At 62.5% G+C, this 13,568-nt stretch carries 14 protein-coding genes; 8 read left to right on the top strand and 6 right to left on the bottom strand.

The annotated features are described in order from the left end of the window. Positions 1–23: 23 nt before the first annotated feature. The 8 genes from NKJ32_RS14925 to NKJ32_RS14890 all read left to right on the top strand — a co-directional run bounded on the left by NKJ32_RS14925 (position 24) and on the right by NKJ32_RS14890 (position 7,216). On the top strand, positions 24–338 hold the full coding sequence (locus NKJ32_RS14925) for an ArsR/SmtB family transcription factor (protein ID WP_352448759.1): 315 nt from the start codon (positions 24–26) through the stop codon (positions 336–338). Continuing rightward, positions 335–859: an SRPBCC family protein gene (locus NKJ32_RS14920; protein WP_352697709.1), complete on the top strand. Its 525-nt coding sequence runs from the start codon at positions 335–337 to the stop codon at positions 857–859. Before NKJ32_RS14925 ends, NKJ32_RS14920 begins: the two co-directional genes overlap by 4 nt. Positions 860–885: 26 nt before the next feature. Then, positions 886–1,491 (top strand): ATP-dependent Clp protease proteolytic subunit, encoded by a 606-nt coding sequence (locus NKJ32_RS14915; RefSeq protein WP_352502501.1) that lies wholly within the window; start codon positions 886–888, stop codon positions 1,489–1,491. Next, positions 1,488–1,886, top strand: a complete 399-nt coding sequence (locus NKJ32_RS14910; protein ID WP_352593513.1) for a hypothetical protein — start codon at positions 1,488–1,490, stop codon at positions 1,884–1,886. The genes NKJ32_RS14915 and NKJ32_RS14910 overlap by 4 nt, the downstream gene beginning before the upstream one ends. A 696-nt stretch (positions 1,887–2,582) precedes the next feature. Then, on the top strand, positions 2,583–5,504 hold the full coding sequence (gene uvrA, locus NKJ32_RS14905) for an excinuclease ABC subunit UvrA (protein WP_352646465.1): 2,922 nt from the start codon (positions 2,583–2,585) through the stop codon (positions 5,502–5,504). After that, the gene (locus tag NKJ32_RS14900; RefSeq protein ID WP_352568738.1) at positions 5,504–5,914 is read left to right on the top strand and encodes a DUF302 domain-containing protein; all 411 of its coding nucleotides are present in this window, start codon (positions 5,504–5,506) and stop codon (positions 5,912–5,914) included. Before uvrA ends, NKJ32_RS14900 begins: the two co-directional genes overlap by 1 nt. Continuing rightward, positions 5,911–6,381: a GNAT family N-acetyltransferase gene (locus tag NKJ32_RS14895; protein ID WP_352568740.1), complete on the top strand. Its 471-nt coding sequence runs from the start codon at positions 5,911–5,913 to the stop codon at positions 6,379–6,381. The genes NKJ32_RS14900 and NKJ32_RS14895 overlap by 4 nt, the downstream gene beginning before the upstream one ends. 28 nt (positions 6,382–6,409) lie before the next feature. Then, positions 6,410–7,216 carry a DUF72 domain-containing protein gene (locus tag NKJ32_RS14890; RefSeq protein WP_352568741.1) on the top strand — a complete coding sequence of 269 codons (807 nt, stop codon included), beginning with the start codon at positions 6,410–6,412 and terminating at the stop codon, positions 7,214–7,216. Positions 7,217–7,261: 45 nt separating this feature from the next. On the opposite strand, the gene NKJ32_RS14885 is transcribed toward NKJ32_RS14890, so the two are convergent. From NKJ32_RS14885 to urtA, 6 genes are all read right to left on the bottom strand, one after another. Next, positions 7,262–7,462, bottom strand: a complete 201-nt coding sequence (locus tag NKJ32_RS14885; protein WP_023674857.1) for a hypothetical protein — start codon at positions 7,460–7,462, stop codon at positions 7,262–7,264. 212 nt (positions 7,463–7,674) lie between these two features. Then, the gene (gene urtE / locus NKJ32_RS14880; RefSeq protein WP_352568743.1) at positions 7,675–8,370 is read right to left on the bottom strand and encodes an urea ABC transporter ATP-binding subunit UrtE; all 696 of its coding nucleotides are present in this window, start codon (positions 8,368–8,370) and stop codon (positions 7,675–7,677) included. A gap of 70 nt (positions 8,371–8,440) precedes the next feature. Continuing rightward, a complete protein-coding gene (gene urtD / locus NKJ32_RS14875) occupies positions 8,441–9,187 on the bottom strand; it encodes an urea ABC transporter ATP-binding protein UrtD (protein ID WP_023674855.1) in 747 nt (248 codons plus the stop codon). 7 nt (positions 9,188–9,194) lie between these two features. Further along, on the bottom strand, positions 9,195–10,427 hold the full coding sequence (urtC, locus tag NKJ32_RS14870) for an urea ABC transporter permease subunit UrtC (RefSeq protein WP_352568744.1): 1,233 nt from the start codon (positions 10,425–10,427) through the stop codon (positions 9,195–9,197). Next, the gene (gene urtB / locus NKJ32_RS14865; RefSeq protein ID WP_352568745.1) at positions 10,424–12,040 is read right to left on the bottom strand and encodes an urea ABC transporter permease subunit UrtB; all 1,617 of its coding nucleotides are present in this window, start codon (positions 12,038–12,040) and stop codon (positions 10,424–10,426) included. Before urtB ends, urtC begins: the two co-directional genes overlap by 4 nt. A 100-nt stretch (positions 12,041–12,140) precedes the next feature. Continuing rightward, entirely contained in the window at positions 12,141–13,451 is a 1,311-nt protein-coding gene (gene urtA / locus NKJ32_RS14860; protein WP_023674852.1) for an urea ABC transporter substrate-binding protein, read from the bottom strand. Between the last annotated feature and the right edge of the window lie 117 nt (positions 13,452–13,568).

The following is a 13,568-nucleotide window of genomic DNA, read 5'->3' as shown; positions in this document are numbered from 1 at the left end:
AAGTATTGACTTATGCTTTCGGCATGATCGAAGCAGACATTTTTCGGGCACTAGCGGATCCAACGCGTCGCGCCGTCTATGAGCGGCTCGCCGACGGCGAGATGACGGTGTCGGAACTGCGCACTGGCATACCGGTATCGCAGCCGGCGGTATCGCAACATCTCGCAGTGCTGCGCGGCGCCGGCCTCGTGGTCGAGCGCCGGGCCGGTCGCAATGCCTATTACCGCGTCGATCCGAAGGGGCTTGCGCCACTGCTCGGCTGGATCGAACGCTACCGTGCGTTCTGGCCAGAGCGCATCGAAAGACTCAAGACGGTTTTGAAGGACATGGACCAATGACCAGCCGAGGCACAGAACGCGCCGAAATGGCCGCAGACAAGATCGAGTTCGAGTGCGAGCTGCCCGAACCGCCGGAAAAGGTGTGGCGGGCGCTGACGGTGCCGGACCTGCTCGCGGCCTGGATGATGCCGAACGACATCAAGCCCGAAATCGGCAACCGCTTTGCCTTTAAAGCGCCGAATGCGCCGATCGAGTGCGAAATCCTCGACGCGGATCCCGGACGGCTGCTGCGCTATTCCTGGCGGGAGCGGCCGGCGCCCGGCGATACGCAGGTGCCGCCCGGCAGCCCCCTGGACAGCGCAATGAACGACAGCCCAGTGGACAGCATCGTCACCTTTACGCTCGACCGCACCGTTTCCGGCGGCACGCATCTGCGCATCGTCCATGATGGTTTTGCTCGGGCAGCAGTGCCGGAGATCGCGATGGCAGGCGCCGGTTGCCGGCTTTCGTTTGAAGCGCGCACTCCCAGACACAAGCAGATCGCCGCAAACACGCCGCGCCTCTTCCTGCGCGCGGCCTGAACGACAACAGTCAACGGAGAGAACCGATGAGCGGCCTTGCCAATCTGGTGCCAATGGTGATCGAGCAGTCGAGCCGCGGCGAACGCGCCTTCGACATTTTTTCGCGGCTGCTGCGCGAGCGCATCGTCTTCATCAACGGGGCGATCGACGACGGCACCTCGGCGCTGGTCTGCGCCCAGCTTCTGTCGTTGGAATCCGACAATCCCGACAAGGAGGTCTCGCTCTACATCAACTCGCCGGGTGGCGTGGTGACCAGCGGTTTCGCGATCTACGATACGATGCAGTATATCAGCTGCCCGGTCTCCACGGTTTGTATGGGCTTCGCCGCCTCGATGGCCTCGTTCCTTTTGATGGCCGGCACACCGGGGCGGCGGATCGCGCTACCCAACACCAGCATCGTGCTGCATCAGCCTCTCGGCGGTTTCCAGGGCCAAGCCTCCGATATCCAGCGCCATGCCGAGGGCATCCTTCGCACCAAGCGGCGCATGACCGATCTTTACGCCCGCCATTGCGGCCGCACCTACGAAGAAGTGGAACGCACGCTCGACCGCGACTTTTTCATGACCGCGCAGGAGGCCAAGGATTGGGGCCTCGTCGACCATGTTTTCGACACTCGCAAGCAGGCCGCATGAACGAGCCGGGCCGGCGGACGGAACTGACGCGATTGAGCGCCCGCAATTTCAGCGACATCGGTCTGGTCTTGCCGCTATCGCGGCACTATAGTCCGGCGATGACCGCCAGCCGCTCGTCCAGCCTGTTATGCCTTGCTATCGCTACCGTAGCCGGCACGAACATGCTGGTGGGTATGGCACTTGCCCAAGATAATTCGATGTCTTCGCAAAAGGGCGCCCTGCCCGGTGTGACCAGCGATTATCGCATCGCCGAGCCAGCGCCGCGGCCTGAGCCTGACGATATGGCTCCAGGCAGCGGCAACGGCACCTTCAAGATTGGCGATACCGACGTTCGGATTTCCGGTAGCATCACCATCGATGTCGCTACCGGCGGGATCAGGCCCTCCAGCCGCTAAGCTCGCCTGGTGTGAACCACAAATATTGCGCTTCAAACGAACAGCCCCGCCATTGCGTTTGCAACTGACGGGGCTTCTTGGATCTGAAATCCAAATTGCCGGGAGTGTACTGCCGGCATTTTATTTCGGATGCTTCGCGGCATTCAGCCGACGATCCGACTAGCAGTCTCTGATTTTATGGGGATCAGCAGGTCCGTTTGGCGGGCAGCGAAAACGCCTGACCCTGGCCACTTATACCTGCCGCGGCTCCAGCGACACGTGGAGCCTCAACGAACAATCCGGTGGAGTCATGCCTCTGCTCTCCTTCTGTTGGTTGCGACTGTCGTCGTCGAAGCGCTCATCGCATAACCCGCGGCGTCTCGCAGGCTAGCCCCAGGCCGCGAGGCCATCGAAAGACGGCCGGCTTCGTTGACGTCTGGAGTCTGCCCCCACGGTGCAGGGACGTCAACCTTGAATAGCCGATTACCGAAAAATGTGATCGCGAGACGTTTTGGGAAGCCGGCCCCACGGGCAGCTTTTGTCAGGAGCGTGTTCGGCCTTTGTTCTTTCCGCTTGCCCGTTCGCGCGAAAGGCGGTTAAACGCTTTGGTCGAGAGTTGTGGCGTCTCTCGAAAAGGCGGCGAAATTGCCTACATAGGGGGTGGTCGGGAAAACCCGCCCATCCCACGAATTCCAGATTCTGAGGCGGCGACCGGCGATGGCCGACCATAAATATCTCTCCATTCGCGGGGCACGCGAACACAATCTGAAGAATGTCGATCTCGACCTGCCGCGTGACAGCCTGATCGTCATGACCGGCCTGTCGGGGTCGGGCAAGTCGTCGCTTGCCTTCGACACCATCTACGCCGAGGGCCAGCGCCGCTATGTCGAGAGCCTTTCGGCCTATGCACGGCAATTCCTCGAAATGATGCAGAAGCCGGACGTCGACCAGATCGACGGCCTGTCGCCAGCCATCTCCATCGAGCAGAAGACCACCTCGAAGAACCCACGTTCGACGGTCGGCACCGTCACCGAGATCTACGATTATATGCGGCTTTTGTTCGCCCGCGTCGGTGTACCCTATTCGCCGGCCACCGGCCTGCCGATCGAGAGCCAGACGGTCTCGCAGATGGTCGACCGGGTGCTTGCAGTCGTGGAAGGCACCCGGCTGTTCATCCTGGCGCCGATGGTGCGCGGCCGCAAAGGCGAGTACCGCAAGGAGCTGCTGGAGCTGCAGAAGAAGGGTTTTCAGCGCGTCAAGGTCGATGGCGTCTTCTATGAGATCGCCGACGTGCCGGCGCTGGACAAGAAGTACAAGCACGACATCGACGTCGTCGTCGACCGCATCGTCGTGCGCGGCGATCTGGCGACGCGGCTCGCCGATTCCATCGAGACCGCGCTGAAGCTGGCCGACGGGCTGGCGGTGGCGGAATTTGCCGACAAGCCGCTCGACGCCAGCCAGACCGGCGAGGATTCGGTCAACAAATCGAAGAACGAGACGCATGAACGCATGCTGTTCTCGGAAAAGTTCGCCTGCCCGGTATCCGGCTTCACCATTCCCGAGATCGAGCCCAGGCTATTCTCCTTCAACAATCCGTTCGGCGCCTGCCCGACCTGCGACGGGCTCGGCAGCCAACGCGCCATTGATGCCAGCCTGGTCGTGCCCGACGAGAATGTCTCGCTGCGGGCCGGCGCCGTCAGCCCTTGGGCGAAGTCGAGTTCGCCCTACTATGCGCAGACGCTGGAAGCGCTGGGCGTTGCCTATGGCTTCAAGCTCGGCGACAAGTTCAAGGATTTGAGCGAGGAGGCAAAGCAAGCCGTCCTGCACGGCACCGGCGAGCGCGAAATCACCTTCCATTACGATGACGGCCTGCGCTCCTACAAGACGACGAAAACCTTCGAGGGCGTCATCCCCAACCTCGAGCGCCGCTGGAAGGAAACGGAATCCGCCTGGATGCGCGAGGAGATCGAGCGCTTCATGTCGGCCACGCCCTGCCCGGCCTGCCGCGGCTATCGGCTGAAGCCCGAGGCGCTCGCGGTCAAAATCGCCGGCAAGCACATTGGCGAGGTCACCGAGCTGTCGATCCGCAAGGCCGACCAGTGGTTCACCGACCTGCCTGCATCGCTCAACGACAAGCAGAATGAGATCGCGGTGCGCGTGCTCAAGGAAATCCGCGAGCGGCTGCGCTTCCTCAACGATGTCGGTCTCGACTATCTGACGCTGTCGCGCAACTCCGGCACGTTGTCGGGCGGCGAGAGCCAGCGCATCCGGCTGGCTTCGCAGATCGGCTCCGGCCTGACCGGCGTGCTCTATGTGCTCGACGAGCCGTCGATCGGCCTGCACCAGCGCGACAATGCCCGCCTGCTCGACACGCTGAAGCATCTGCGCGACATCGGCAACACGGTCATCGTCGTCGAGCATGACGAGGACGCCATCCTGCATGCCGACTACGTCGTCGATATCGGCCCGGCGGCCGGCATCCATGGCGGCCACATCATCGCGCAGGGCACGCCGCAGCAGATCATGGCGACCCCCGCCTCGATCACCGGCAAGTATCTGTCGGGCGAGCTCGAAGTGGCGACGCCGGCGGTTCGGCGCGAGGCCAAGAAGAACCGCCGGCTGAAGGTCGTCGGCGCGCGCGGCAACAACCTGAAGAACGTCACCGCCGAAATCCCGCTCGGCACCTTTACCGCCGTCACCGGCGTATCCGGCGGCGGCAAGTCGACCTTCCTGATCGAGACCCTGTTCAAGGCGGCGTCGCGCCGCATCATGGGCTCGCGCGAGCATCCGGCCGAGCATGACCGAATCGAGGGGCTGGAATTCCTCGACAAGGTCATCGATATCGACCAGTCGCCGATCGGGCGCACCCCGCGCTCCAACCCTGCCACCTATACCGGCGCCTTCACGCCGATCCGCGACTGGTTCGCCGGCCTGCCGGAGGCCAAGGCGCGCGGCTACCAGCCGGGCCGCTTCTCGTTCAACGTCAAGGGCGGCCGCTGCGAGGCCTGCCAGGGCGACGGCGTCATCAAAATCGAGATGCACTTCCTGCCCGACGTCTACGTCACCTGCGACGTCTGCCACGGCAAGCGCTACAACCGCGAGACGCTCGACGTCCTGTTCAAGGGCAAATCAATCGCCGACGTTCTCGACATGACGGTCGAGGAAGGCGTCGATTTCTTCGCCGCCGTGCCCGGTGTGCGCGACAAGCTGGAGACGCTGAAACGGGTCGGCCTCGGCTACATCCATGTTGGCCAGCAGGCAACGACTTTGTCGGGCGGCGAGGCGCAGCGCATCAAGCTTGCCAAGGAACTGTCGCGCAAGGCGACCGGCAAGACGCTCTACATTCTCGATGAGCCAACCACCGGCCTGCATTTCCACGACGTCGCCAAGCTGCTTGAAGTGCTGCACGAGCTGGTCGACCAGGGCAACACGGTCGTTGTCATCGAGCACAATCTAGAGGTGATCAAGACCGCTGACTGGGTGCTCGATCTTGGCCCCGAAGGTGGTGACGGCGGCGGCGAGCTGGTAGCGTCCGGCACGCCTGAGGACATCGTTCGCGAAAAACGCAGCTATACCGGGCAGTTCCTGAGGGAATTGCTGGAGCGGCGCCCCGGAGGCAAGCGCGAAGCGGCGGAGTGATGGCAAAGAACGGTCTCATCACGGTCCAAAGCCGCTTCGGCGTGGCCGAGACGATCGATCGCCTGGTCGGGACTGTGGAAGGTGCAGGATTGCTAGTCTTCGCCCGCATTGACCACGCCGCCGGTGCGCGCAGTGTCGAAGCTTCTCTGCGTCCGACCCAGCTTCTGATTTTTGGCAACCCGAAAGGCGGCACGCCGCTGATGCAGGACCGGCAGCTTGCCGGCATCGATCTGCCGGTCAAGGCACTGGCTTGGGAGGACGAGCAAGGCAAGGTCTGGCTCTCCTACAATGACGCGCACTGGCTCGCTGAGCGCCACGGCTTGGGCGACGCCAGTCGCAATGCCGTCGCCGCGATAGCGGCCGGCATGGACAAGGTGATTGCGGCCGCTGCCGGCGCGGGCCAGTTTTGATCATGAGAGCCGCTCGGGCCGATGATCTCCCCACGGTGATCTCGCTCACCACCGACGCCTACGCGCCCTACACTGCCCTGTTCGGAGCGCCGCCGATCCCCGTCACCGAGGACTATGCGCCGCGCATAGAACGCGGCGAGGTCTGGCTTTCGGAGCAGGACGGACAGCCGGCCGGCTTGATCGTTCTGGAACGACATGCGGACCATACAATGATCTTCAGCGTCGCCGTTGCGCCCGCCTTTCAGGGCAAGGGTTTCGGCATCGGGCTGCTCGATTGGGCCGAGCAACAGACGCGCTTGTGGAGCTTGCCTGAAATCCGACTCTACACCAATGCCAGAATGGAACGGAACGTTTCGTTGTATAAGGCCTACGGCTTTCGCGAAACGGGTCGCCGGCCCAATCCATATCGGCCAGGATGGACGATCGTCGACATGGCGAAAGCCGTCGAGACGACCGCCATCGCGTGATCCTTTTCTGCAAACCGGGAGGACGACCATGACTCAATCAGGAACAATCCGCGCCGGCATGGGCGGCTGGACCTTCGAGCCGTGGGACACGTCCTTCTACCCGGACAAATTGTCGAAGGCCAAGCAACTGCATTATGCCAGCCGGCAGGTGCCCACTATCGAGGTCAACGGCACCTATTATTCGAGCTTCAAGGAGCCGACCTTCGTCAAATGGGCCAACGAGGCGCCGGATGGTTTCGTCTATTCGCTGAAGGGCAACCGCTTCGTCACCAACCGCCGCGTGCTCGGCGAGGCCGGGGAATCGATCATGCGCTTCCTCGGGTCGGGCGTCGCGACACTTGGCGACAAGCTCGGGCCGATCCTGTGGCAGTTCGCGCCGACCAAGAAATTCGACCCGGACGATTTCGAGGCCTTCCTCAAGCTGTTGCCGGAAAAGCAGGACGGCGTTGCGCTGCGCCACGCGGTCGAGGTGCGCAACGACAGCTTCGTCGTGCCGGAGTTCGCCGCCTTGGCGCGAAAGCACAAGGCCGCCATCGTTTATGCCGACCACGCCAAATATCCGGGGATTGCCGACGTTACCGGCGATTTCATCTATGCGCGGCTGCAGACCGGCAGCGACGACAATTCCGATTGCTACACGCCAAAGGCGCTCGACGAATGGGCGGCGCGCGCAAAAACCTGGGCGGAAGGCAAGGTGCCGGCCGACCTGTCGCGCGCCGATCCTTCAACCGACGCGCCGGTCAAGCCACGCGATGTGTTCGTCTACTTCATCACAGAGGGCAAGGTCCGCGCTCCATTCGGCGCCATCGCGCTGATGAAGCGGGTCGCAGGCTGACGCCCCGCTGTCGGTGGTCCGCCTGGCCGGGTCCTCAATTACCGGCTATGCGGCGCGCTCGTCCGGACGCCGATCAACCCTGACGATCTCGTTGAAAGCATCGAGATCGACATAGAAGACCTTGGTGATCTCCGCGATGAGTTCGTCGTGGTCATACCCCTGCGATTTCAGAATGTTGATGGCTGTCAGGATATCGACGCGCTCCGTGAGCCGTCGTTTCTGGTAGTCCTCGACATAGCGCTCCATCGACTGGCCCTGGCTCCCAAGCACCCGAAATGTTGGACGACAACAGATCGCTGGAAGGGCTTGCGCGCAAGCGTGCCGACGCGGGCCGCGCCTTCCCCTGATCTGCCAAGTTGAAACTGGTACGGAAAGCGGCCGACTCACCAAGGCCAAGCAAAATCTAGCACGCAATCTGCAGCGCGCCAGAGTTGCAAAATAATGGAATCAATAAGAATTCAGACAGTCAGGAATTTGCGGACGTCCGCCCGGTCGAGATCCTCGGCGGGGCCGGTATGGACGATCTGACCGCGGTCCATGATGTTGACCTCGTCGGCCAATTCCCGGCAGAAGTCGAGATATTGTTCGACCAGAAGCACGGCGATACCGGCCTGGTCGCGCAGATAGCGGATGGCGCGGCCGATGTCCTTGATGATCGACGGCTGGATGCCTTCGGTCGGCTCGTCGAGCACCAGCAGCTTCGGCCGCATCACCAGTGCCCTGCCGATGGCAAGCTGCTGCTGCTGGCCGCCGGAAAGATCGCCGCCGCGGCGCGCGAGCATCTGCTTCAGCACCGGAAACAATTCGAAGACGTGACCGGGAATGTTGCGATCGGCGCGCTTCAACGGCGCAAAACCCGATTCGAGGTTTTCCCGCACCGTAAGCAGCGGAAATATCTCCCTGCCCTGCGGCACGAATGCGATGCCCGACCGGGCGCGATCATACGCCGCGCTCCGGTCGAGCGCCTTCCCCTCGAAGGCAACGCTTCCGCTCGTCAGCCGGTGATGGCCGACGATCGATCTCATCAAACTGGTCTTGCCGACGCCGTTGCGGCCGAGCACGCAGGTGATCTTGCTGGCGCCGGCCTTCAGCGAGACGCCGCGCAGCGCCTGGGCAGCCCCGTAGTGCAGCGTGGCATTGGAGACTTCGAGCATGGTCAGCGCTTTCTCCAACGCGTGAAGAACGAAAGGTCGAAATGATGGAACGGAACGCGCCAGACCATGTTCATCTCCCCAGATAGACTTCGACGACGCGCTCGTCGGCCGAAACGAAGTCGAGACTGCCCTCGGAAAGCACCGAGCCTTCGTGCAGGCAGGTGACCTTGACGCCGAGCTCGCGCACGAAATGCATGTCGTGCTCGACGACGATGACAGAATGGTCGCGCGCGATGTCCCTGAGCAGCCGCGCGGTTTCCTCGGTCTCGGCGTCGGTCATGCCGGCAACCGGTTCGTCGACCAGCAGCAGCTTCGGATCCTGCGCCAGAAGCATGCCGATCTCGAGCCATTGCTTTTGGCCGTGGCTCAGATTGGCGGCGAGTTCGTCACGCTTGTCGCCAAGCCGAATGATGCCGAGGATGTCGTCGATCTGCCGCACGTCCGCGGCCGAGCGACGATGGAACAGTGCCGGGAAGATCGAGCGCGGGCCTTTCAGCGCCAGCATCAGATTGTCCTCGATCGTGTGGCTTTCGAAGACCGTTGGCTTCTGGAATTTACGGCCGATGCCCATCATGGCGATTTCGGCCTCGTCGTGTTTGGTTAGGTCGACCTCACCGTTGAAGAAAACTTCACCCGCGTCGGGCCGCGTCTTGCCGGTGACGATGTCCATCATCGTCGTCTTTCCGGCGCCGTTGGGGCCGATGATCGCCCGCATCTCGCCCTTGTCGAGCACCAGCGAAAGGTTGTTGATAGCGCGAAACCCGTCGAAGGAAACCGACACGCCGTCGAGATAGAGGATGGTGTTGCTCTTCGACATCAGGCCATCACTCCGCCGGCTGCGGTTCGGCGCCGGAGGCCGACCAGTCGCCCGGCCTTCTCGCCGCCGAGCGGTCGGTTTTCGGCGGCACCGGCGCATCGGGATCGATGCCGACTTCCTCGGCAACCGAGGCCGCCCGCAGCGCCTTGGCGTTGCCGCGCCAGGAATCCCACATGCCGATGATGCCCTTGGGCAGGAACAGCGTGACGGCGACAAACAGTCCGCCCAGCGCAAACAGCCAGAATTCCGGCAGCACGCCGGTGAACCAGGATTTACCGGCATTGACCAGAAGCGCGCCGATGATCGGCCCGACGATGGTGCCGCGCCCGCCGACGGCCGCCCACACCACCACCTCGATCGAATTGGACGGCTCGAATTCGCCAGGGTTGATGATGCCGACCTGCGGCACGTAAAGCGCACCGGCGATGCCGGCCATCACCGCCGACACGGTGAAGGCGAACAGTTTGACGTTCTCCGCCCGCCAGCCGAGAAAGCGCGTGCGGCTCTCGGCATCGCGCACCGCCATTAAAAGCTTGCCGTACTTGGAACCGACGATTGCCCAGGTGACGAAGACGGCAAACGCCAGCATGACGGCGCTGGCCGCGAACAGCGCCGACCGCGTCATGTCGGCCTGCACGTTGAACCCTAGAATGTCCTTGAAATCAGTTAGGCCGTTGTTGCCGCCGAAACCCATGTCGTTGCGGAAAAACGCAAGCAGCAGCGCATAGGTCATCGCCTGGGTGATGATCGACAGGTAGACGCCGGTGACGCGGCTGCGGAAGGCAAACCAGCCGAAGACGAAGGCGAGCAGGCCGGGCACCGCAAGCACCATGATCGCGGCAAACCAGAAATGGTCGAAACCATACCAGAACCATGGCAATTCCTTGTAGTTAAGGAACACCATGAAATCCGGCAGCAGCGGATTGCCGTAGACGCCGCGCGAGCCGATCTGGCGCATCAGATACATGCCCATCGAATAGCCGCCGAGTGCGAAGAAGGCGCCGTGGCCGAGCGAGAGGATGCCGCAATAGCCCCAGACGAGATCGAGCGCCAAGGCGAGCAGTGCGTAGCAGAGGTATTTGCCGGTGAGCGCGACGATATAGGACGGCACGTAAAACGCACTTGTCGGCGAGACCGCAAGATTGAGCAGCGGCACGACGATTGCAACCGCCAGCAGGATGAAGATGGTGATGGCGACGCGGCGGTCGGCGCCGGCGGCAAAGAAGCGTCCCGTGATCATGCTTCCACCGACCTGCCCTTTAGCGCGAACAGACCGCGCGGGCGTTTCTGGATGAACAGGATGATCAGCACCAGGACGACGATCTTGCCGAGCACTGCTCCGGCATAAGGTTCGAGGAACTTGTTGACGATGCCGAGCGAGAAAGCGCCGACCAGCGTGCCCCAGAGATTGCCGACACCGCCGAAAACGACGACCATGAAACTGTCGATGATGTAGCCGCGGCCGAGATTGGGCGAGACGTTGTCGATCTGGCTGAGCGCGACACCAGCGATGCCGGCAATGCCGGAGCCGAGTGCAAACGTTAGCGCATCGACCCAAGGCGTCCTGATGCCCATCGAGGCGGCCATGCGGCGATTGGCGGTGACGGCACGCATCTGCAGCCCCCAGGGCGTGCGTTTCATCACGTAGAGCAGCACAGCGAACACGCCGAGCGCGAATACGAGGATCCAGAGCCGGTTCCAGGTCACGGCAAGCTGGCCGATATTGAACGAGCCGGACATCCAGGACGGGTTGCCGACCTCCTGGTTGGTCGGCCCGAAGATGGTGCGTACGGCCTGCTGCAGGATCAGCGACACACCCCATGTCGCCAGCAGCGTCTCCAGCGGCCGTCCATAGAGGAAGCGGATCAGCCCGCGCTCGATGACAAGGCCGACGAGCGCCGCCACCAGGAAGGCCAGCGGCAGGGCGATGACCAGCGACCAGTCGAACAGACCGGGAAAGGAATTACGGATAACCTCCTGCACGACGAAGGTCGTGTAGGCGCCGAGCATGACCATCTCGCCATGCGCCATGTTGATGACGCCCATGACGCCGAAAGTGATGGCAAGGCCAATCGCCGCCAGCAGCAGCACCGATCCAAGCGATATGCCGTACCAGATATTCTGGCCGGCATCCCACAGCGCCAGCGTCGAATTGATGTTGGCGATCGCAGCCGTCGCCGCGTCTTTCACCGCACCTTCGGAACTGGCCTCGACCGACGTGAGCAGCGACACCGCATCGCGGTCGCTGCGCGCACCGATGAGCGCGATTGCCGCCAGTTTGTCGGCCTCCGGCCTGTCGGAAACGAGAACCGACGCGGCGCGGGCCTGTTCTAGCAGCGCCTTGACGCTTGCCACGCTCTCATTGGCGATGGCGGTGTCGAGCGGCTCGATGTTTGCCGCGTCGGGCGTTTTGAACATGGTGTCGGCGGCGGCAATGCGCACGGCCGGATCCTTTGAGCCAAGCGTCAGCGTGCCCAATGCATCGCGAATGACGCGGCGCAGCGTGTTGTTGACCTTGATCTTGCTGATGTCGGCCTTGGCAGCTTCGCCCGATCTTTCGCCGGTAAGCGCATCGAGCAGCTCGATGCCGTCGCCGCTCTCCTTGCCGACAAAGACCAGTGAATCGGCCTTGCGCACGTAAAGGCTGCCCTCCGCAAGCGCGGCAAGCGGCCGTTCTACGGCCGGATCGCCGGAAGCCGCAAGCTCCCGCACCACGGCTTCTATCGCCGGAAAATTGGCGGCGGTGGCGAATTTGGCGATGACCACGCGCAGATCTGCTTCGCTGGCGTTCGACGGCAGCAGCGTCCCCTGGAGAAGGAGCAGCATCAGGCCAATCGCGCGGATCAGGATCATTGGTTTCTGGTGGCTCTTGAAGATTGAATGTCGCCTCCGGGCAGGCTGGAGGAGGAGCCTGCCCGGAGGCTTGCGGGTCTGGGAGGACAGACCGGGAGGATCAGTTGGTTCCCTTGCCGCCGCATTTGCCGGTGGCAACGTTGAAGTTGCCGCAGGACAGAGGCGCGCGCCAATCGGAGATCAGGTCCTTGGAGTCAGGCAGATAGTCGGACCACTCGTCGCCCATCACCAGGCCCGGCGTCTGCGAGACGGTTTCGAACTGGCCGTCGGCCTGGATTTCGCCGATCAGCACCGGCTTGGTGATGTGATGGTTCGGCATCATCGTCGAATAACCGCCGGTCAGGTTCGGCACCGAGACGCCGACCATGGCGTCGATGACCTTGTCCGGATCGGTGGTGCCGGCCTTCTCGACCGCCTTCACCCACATGTTGAAGCCGATATAATGGGCTTCCATCGGGTCGTTGGTGGTGCGCTTGTCGTTCTTGATGAATTTGTGCCAGTCGGCGATGAACTTCGCGTTCTCGGGCGTGTCGACGCTCTCAAAATAATTCCAGGCGGCGAGATGGCCGACCAGCGGCGCGGTGTCGAGACCGGCAAGCTCTTCCTCACCAACCGAGAAGGCCATGACCGGAATGTCCTCGGCCTTGATGCCCTGGTTGCCGAGTTCCTTGTAGAACGGCACATTGGCGTCACCGTTGACGGTCGAGACGACGGCGGTCTTCTTGCCGGCCGAACCGAATTTCTTGATCGCCGAGACTTCGGTCTGCCAGTCGGAGAAGCCGAACGGCGTGTAGTTGACCATGATGTCTTCGGCGGCAACGCCTTTCGCCTTCAGGTAGGCTTCGAGGATCTTGTTGGTGGTGCGCGGGTAGACGTAGTCGGTGCCTTCGAGCACCCAGCGCTTCACCGAACCGCCATCCTCGCTCATCAGATAATCGACGGCCGGAATGGCCTGCTGGTTCGGCGCCGCACCGGTGTAGAACACGTTGCGCTCGCTTTCCTCGCCTTCGTACTGGACGGGGTAGAACAGGATGTTGTCGAGCTCGCTGAACACCGGCAGCACCGATTTGCGCGACACCGAGGTCCAGCAGCCGAACACCGCGGCGACCTTGTCCTTCGAGATCAGCTCGCGCGCTTTTTCTGCGAACAGCGGCCAGTTGGAAGCCGGATCGACGACCACCGCCTCGAGCTTCTTGCCGAGCAGGCCGCCCTTGGCATTCTGCTCTTCGATGAGCATCAGCATGGCGTCCTTCAGCGTCGTCTCCGAGATCGCCATGGTTCCCGACAGCGAATGGAGGATGCCGACCTTGATGGTGTCGTCGGCCGCCCTGGCGGGAATGCTCATCAGCAGGCCGGCGGTGACCACGCCGGCCGAAAACATTTTTGTTATTGTCGAGAAACTGCCCCTCATACTTTTAAACTCCCAAGCTGGTTAACTGCATCGGAACAGGACCATGCAACGGCTGTGCCAATCACCGGCGAAAGATCGGAGTGTTTGAGATTTCCCAGCCCTGTCAGTCGGTTAATG

It is taken from the genome of Mesorhizobium sp. M0159, from assembly GCF_040322295.1.
Classification (GTDB): Bacteria; Pseudomonadota; Alphaproteobacteria; order Rhizobiales; family Rhizobiaceae; genus Mesorhizobium.
Note: the sequence above shows the minus strand (reverse complement) of the source record. Positions and strands in the feature narration are given on the sequence as shown.

Bases quoted from the DNA above. Each gene is read 5' to 3' on its own strand.
- uvrA (WP_352646465.1), top strand. From the start codon at position 2,583: ATGGCCGACCATAAATATCTCTCCATTCGCGGGGCACGCGAACACAAT.
- urtA (WP_023674852.1), bottom strand. From the start codon at position 13,451: ATGAGGGGCAGTTTCTCGACAATAACAAAAATGTTTTCGGCCGGCGTG.
- NKJ32_RS14885 (WP_023674857.1), bottom strand. From the start codon at position 7,462: ATGGAGCGCTATGTCGAGGACTACCAGAAACGACGGCTCACGGAGCGC.
- urtB (WP_352568745.1), bottom strand. From the start codon at position 12,040: ATGATCCTGATCCGCGCGATTGGCCTGATGCTGCTCCTTCTCCAGGGG.
- urtD (WP_023674855.1), bottom strand. From the start codon at position 9,187: ATGTCGAAGAGCAACACCATCCTCTATCTCGACGGCGTGTCGGTTTCC.
- urtC (WP_352568744.1), bottom strand. From the start codon at position 10,427: ATGATCACGGGACGCTTCTTTGCCGCCGGCGCCGACCGCCGCGTCGCC.
- NKJ32_RS14900 (WP_352568738.1), top strand. From the start codon at position 5,504: ATGGCAAAGAACGGTCTCATCACGGTCCAAAGCCGCTTCGGCGTGGCC.
- NKJ32_RS14920 (WP_352697709.1), top strand. From the start codon at position 335: ATGACCAGCCGAGGCACAGAACGCGCCGAAATGGCCGCAGACAAGATC.
- NKJ32_RS14910 (WP_352593513.1), top strand. From the start codon at position 1,488: ATGAACGAGCCGGGCCGGCGGACGGAACTGACGCGATTGAGCGCCCGC.
- NKJ32_RS14890 (WP_352568741.1), top strand. From the start codon at position 6,410: ATGACTCAATCAGGAACAATCCGCGCCGGCATGGGCGGCTGGACCTTC.
- urtE (WP_352568743.1), bottom strand. From the start codon at position 8,370: ATGCTCGAAGTCTCCAATGCCACGCTGCACTACGGGGCTGCCCAGGCG.
- NKJ32_RS14925 (WP_352448759.1), top strand. From the start codon at position 24: ATGATCGAAGCAGACATTTTTCGGGCACTAGCGGATCCAACGCGTCGC.
- NKJ32_RS14915 (WP_352502501.1), top strand. From the start codon at position 886: ATGAGCGGCCTTGCCAATCTGGTGCCAATGGTGATCGAGCAGTCGAGC.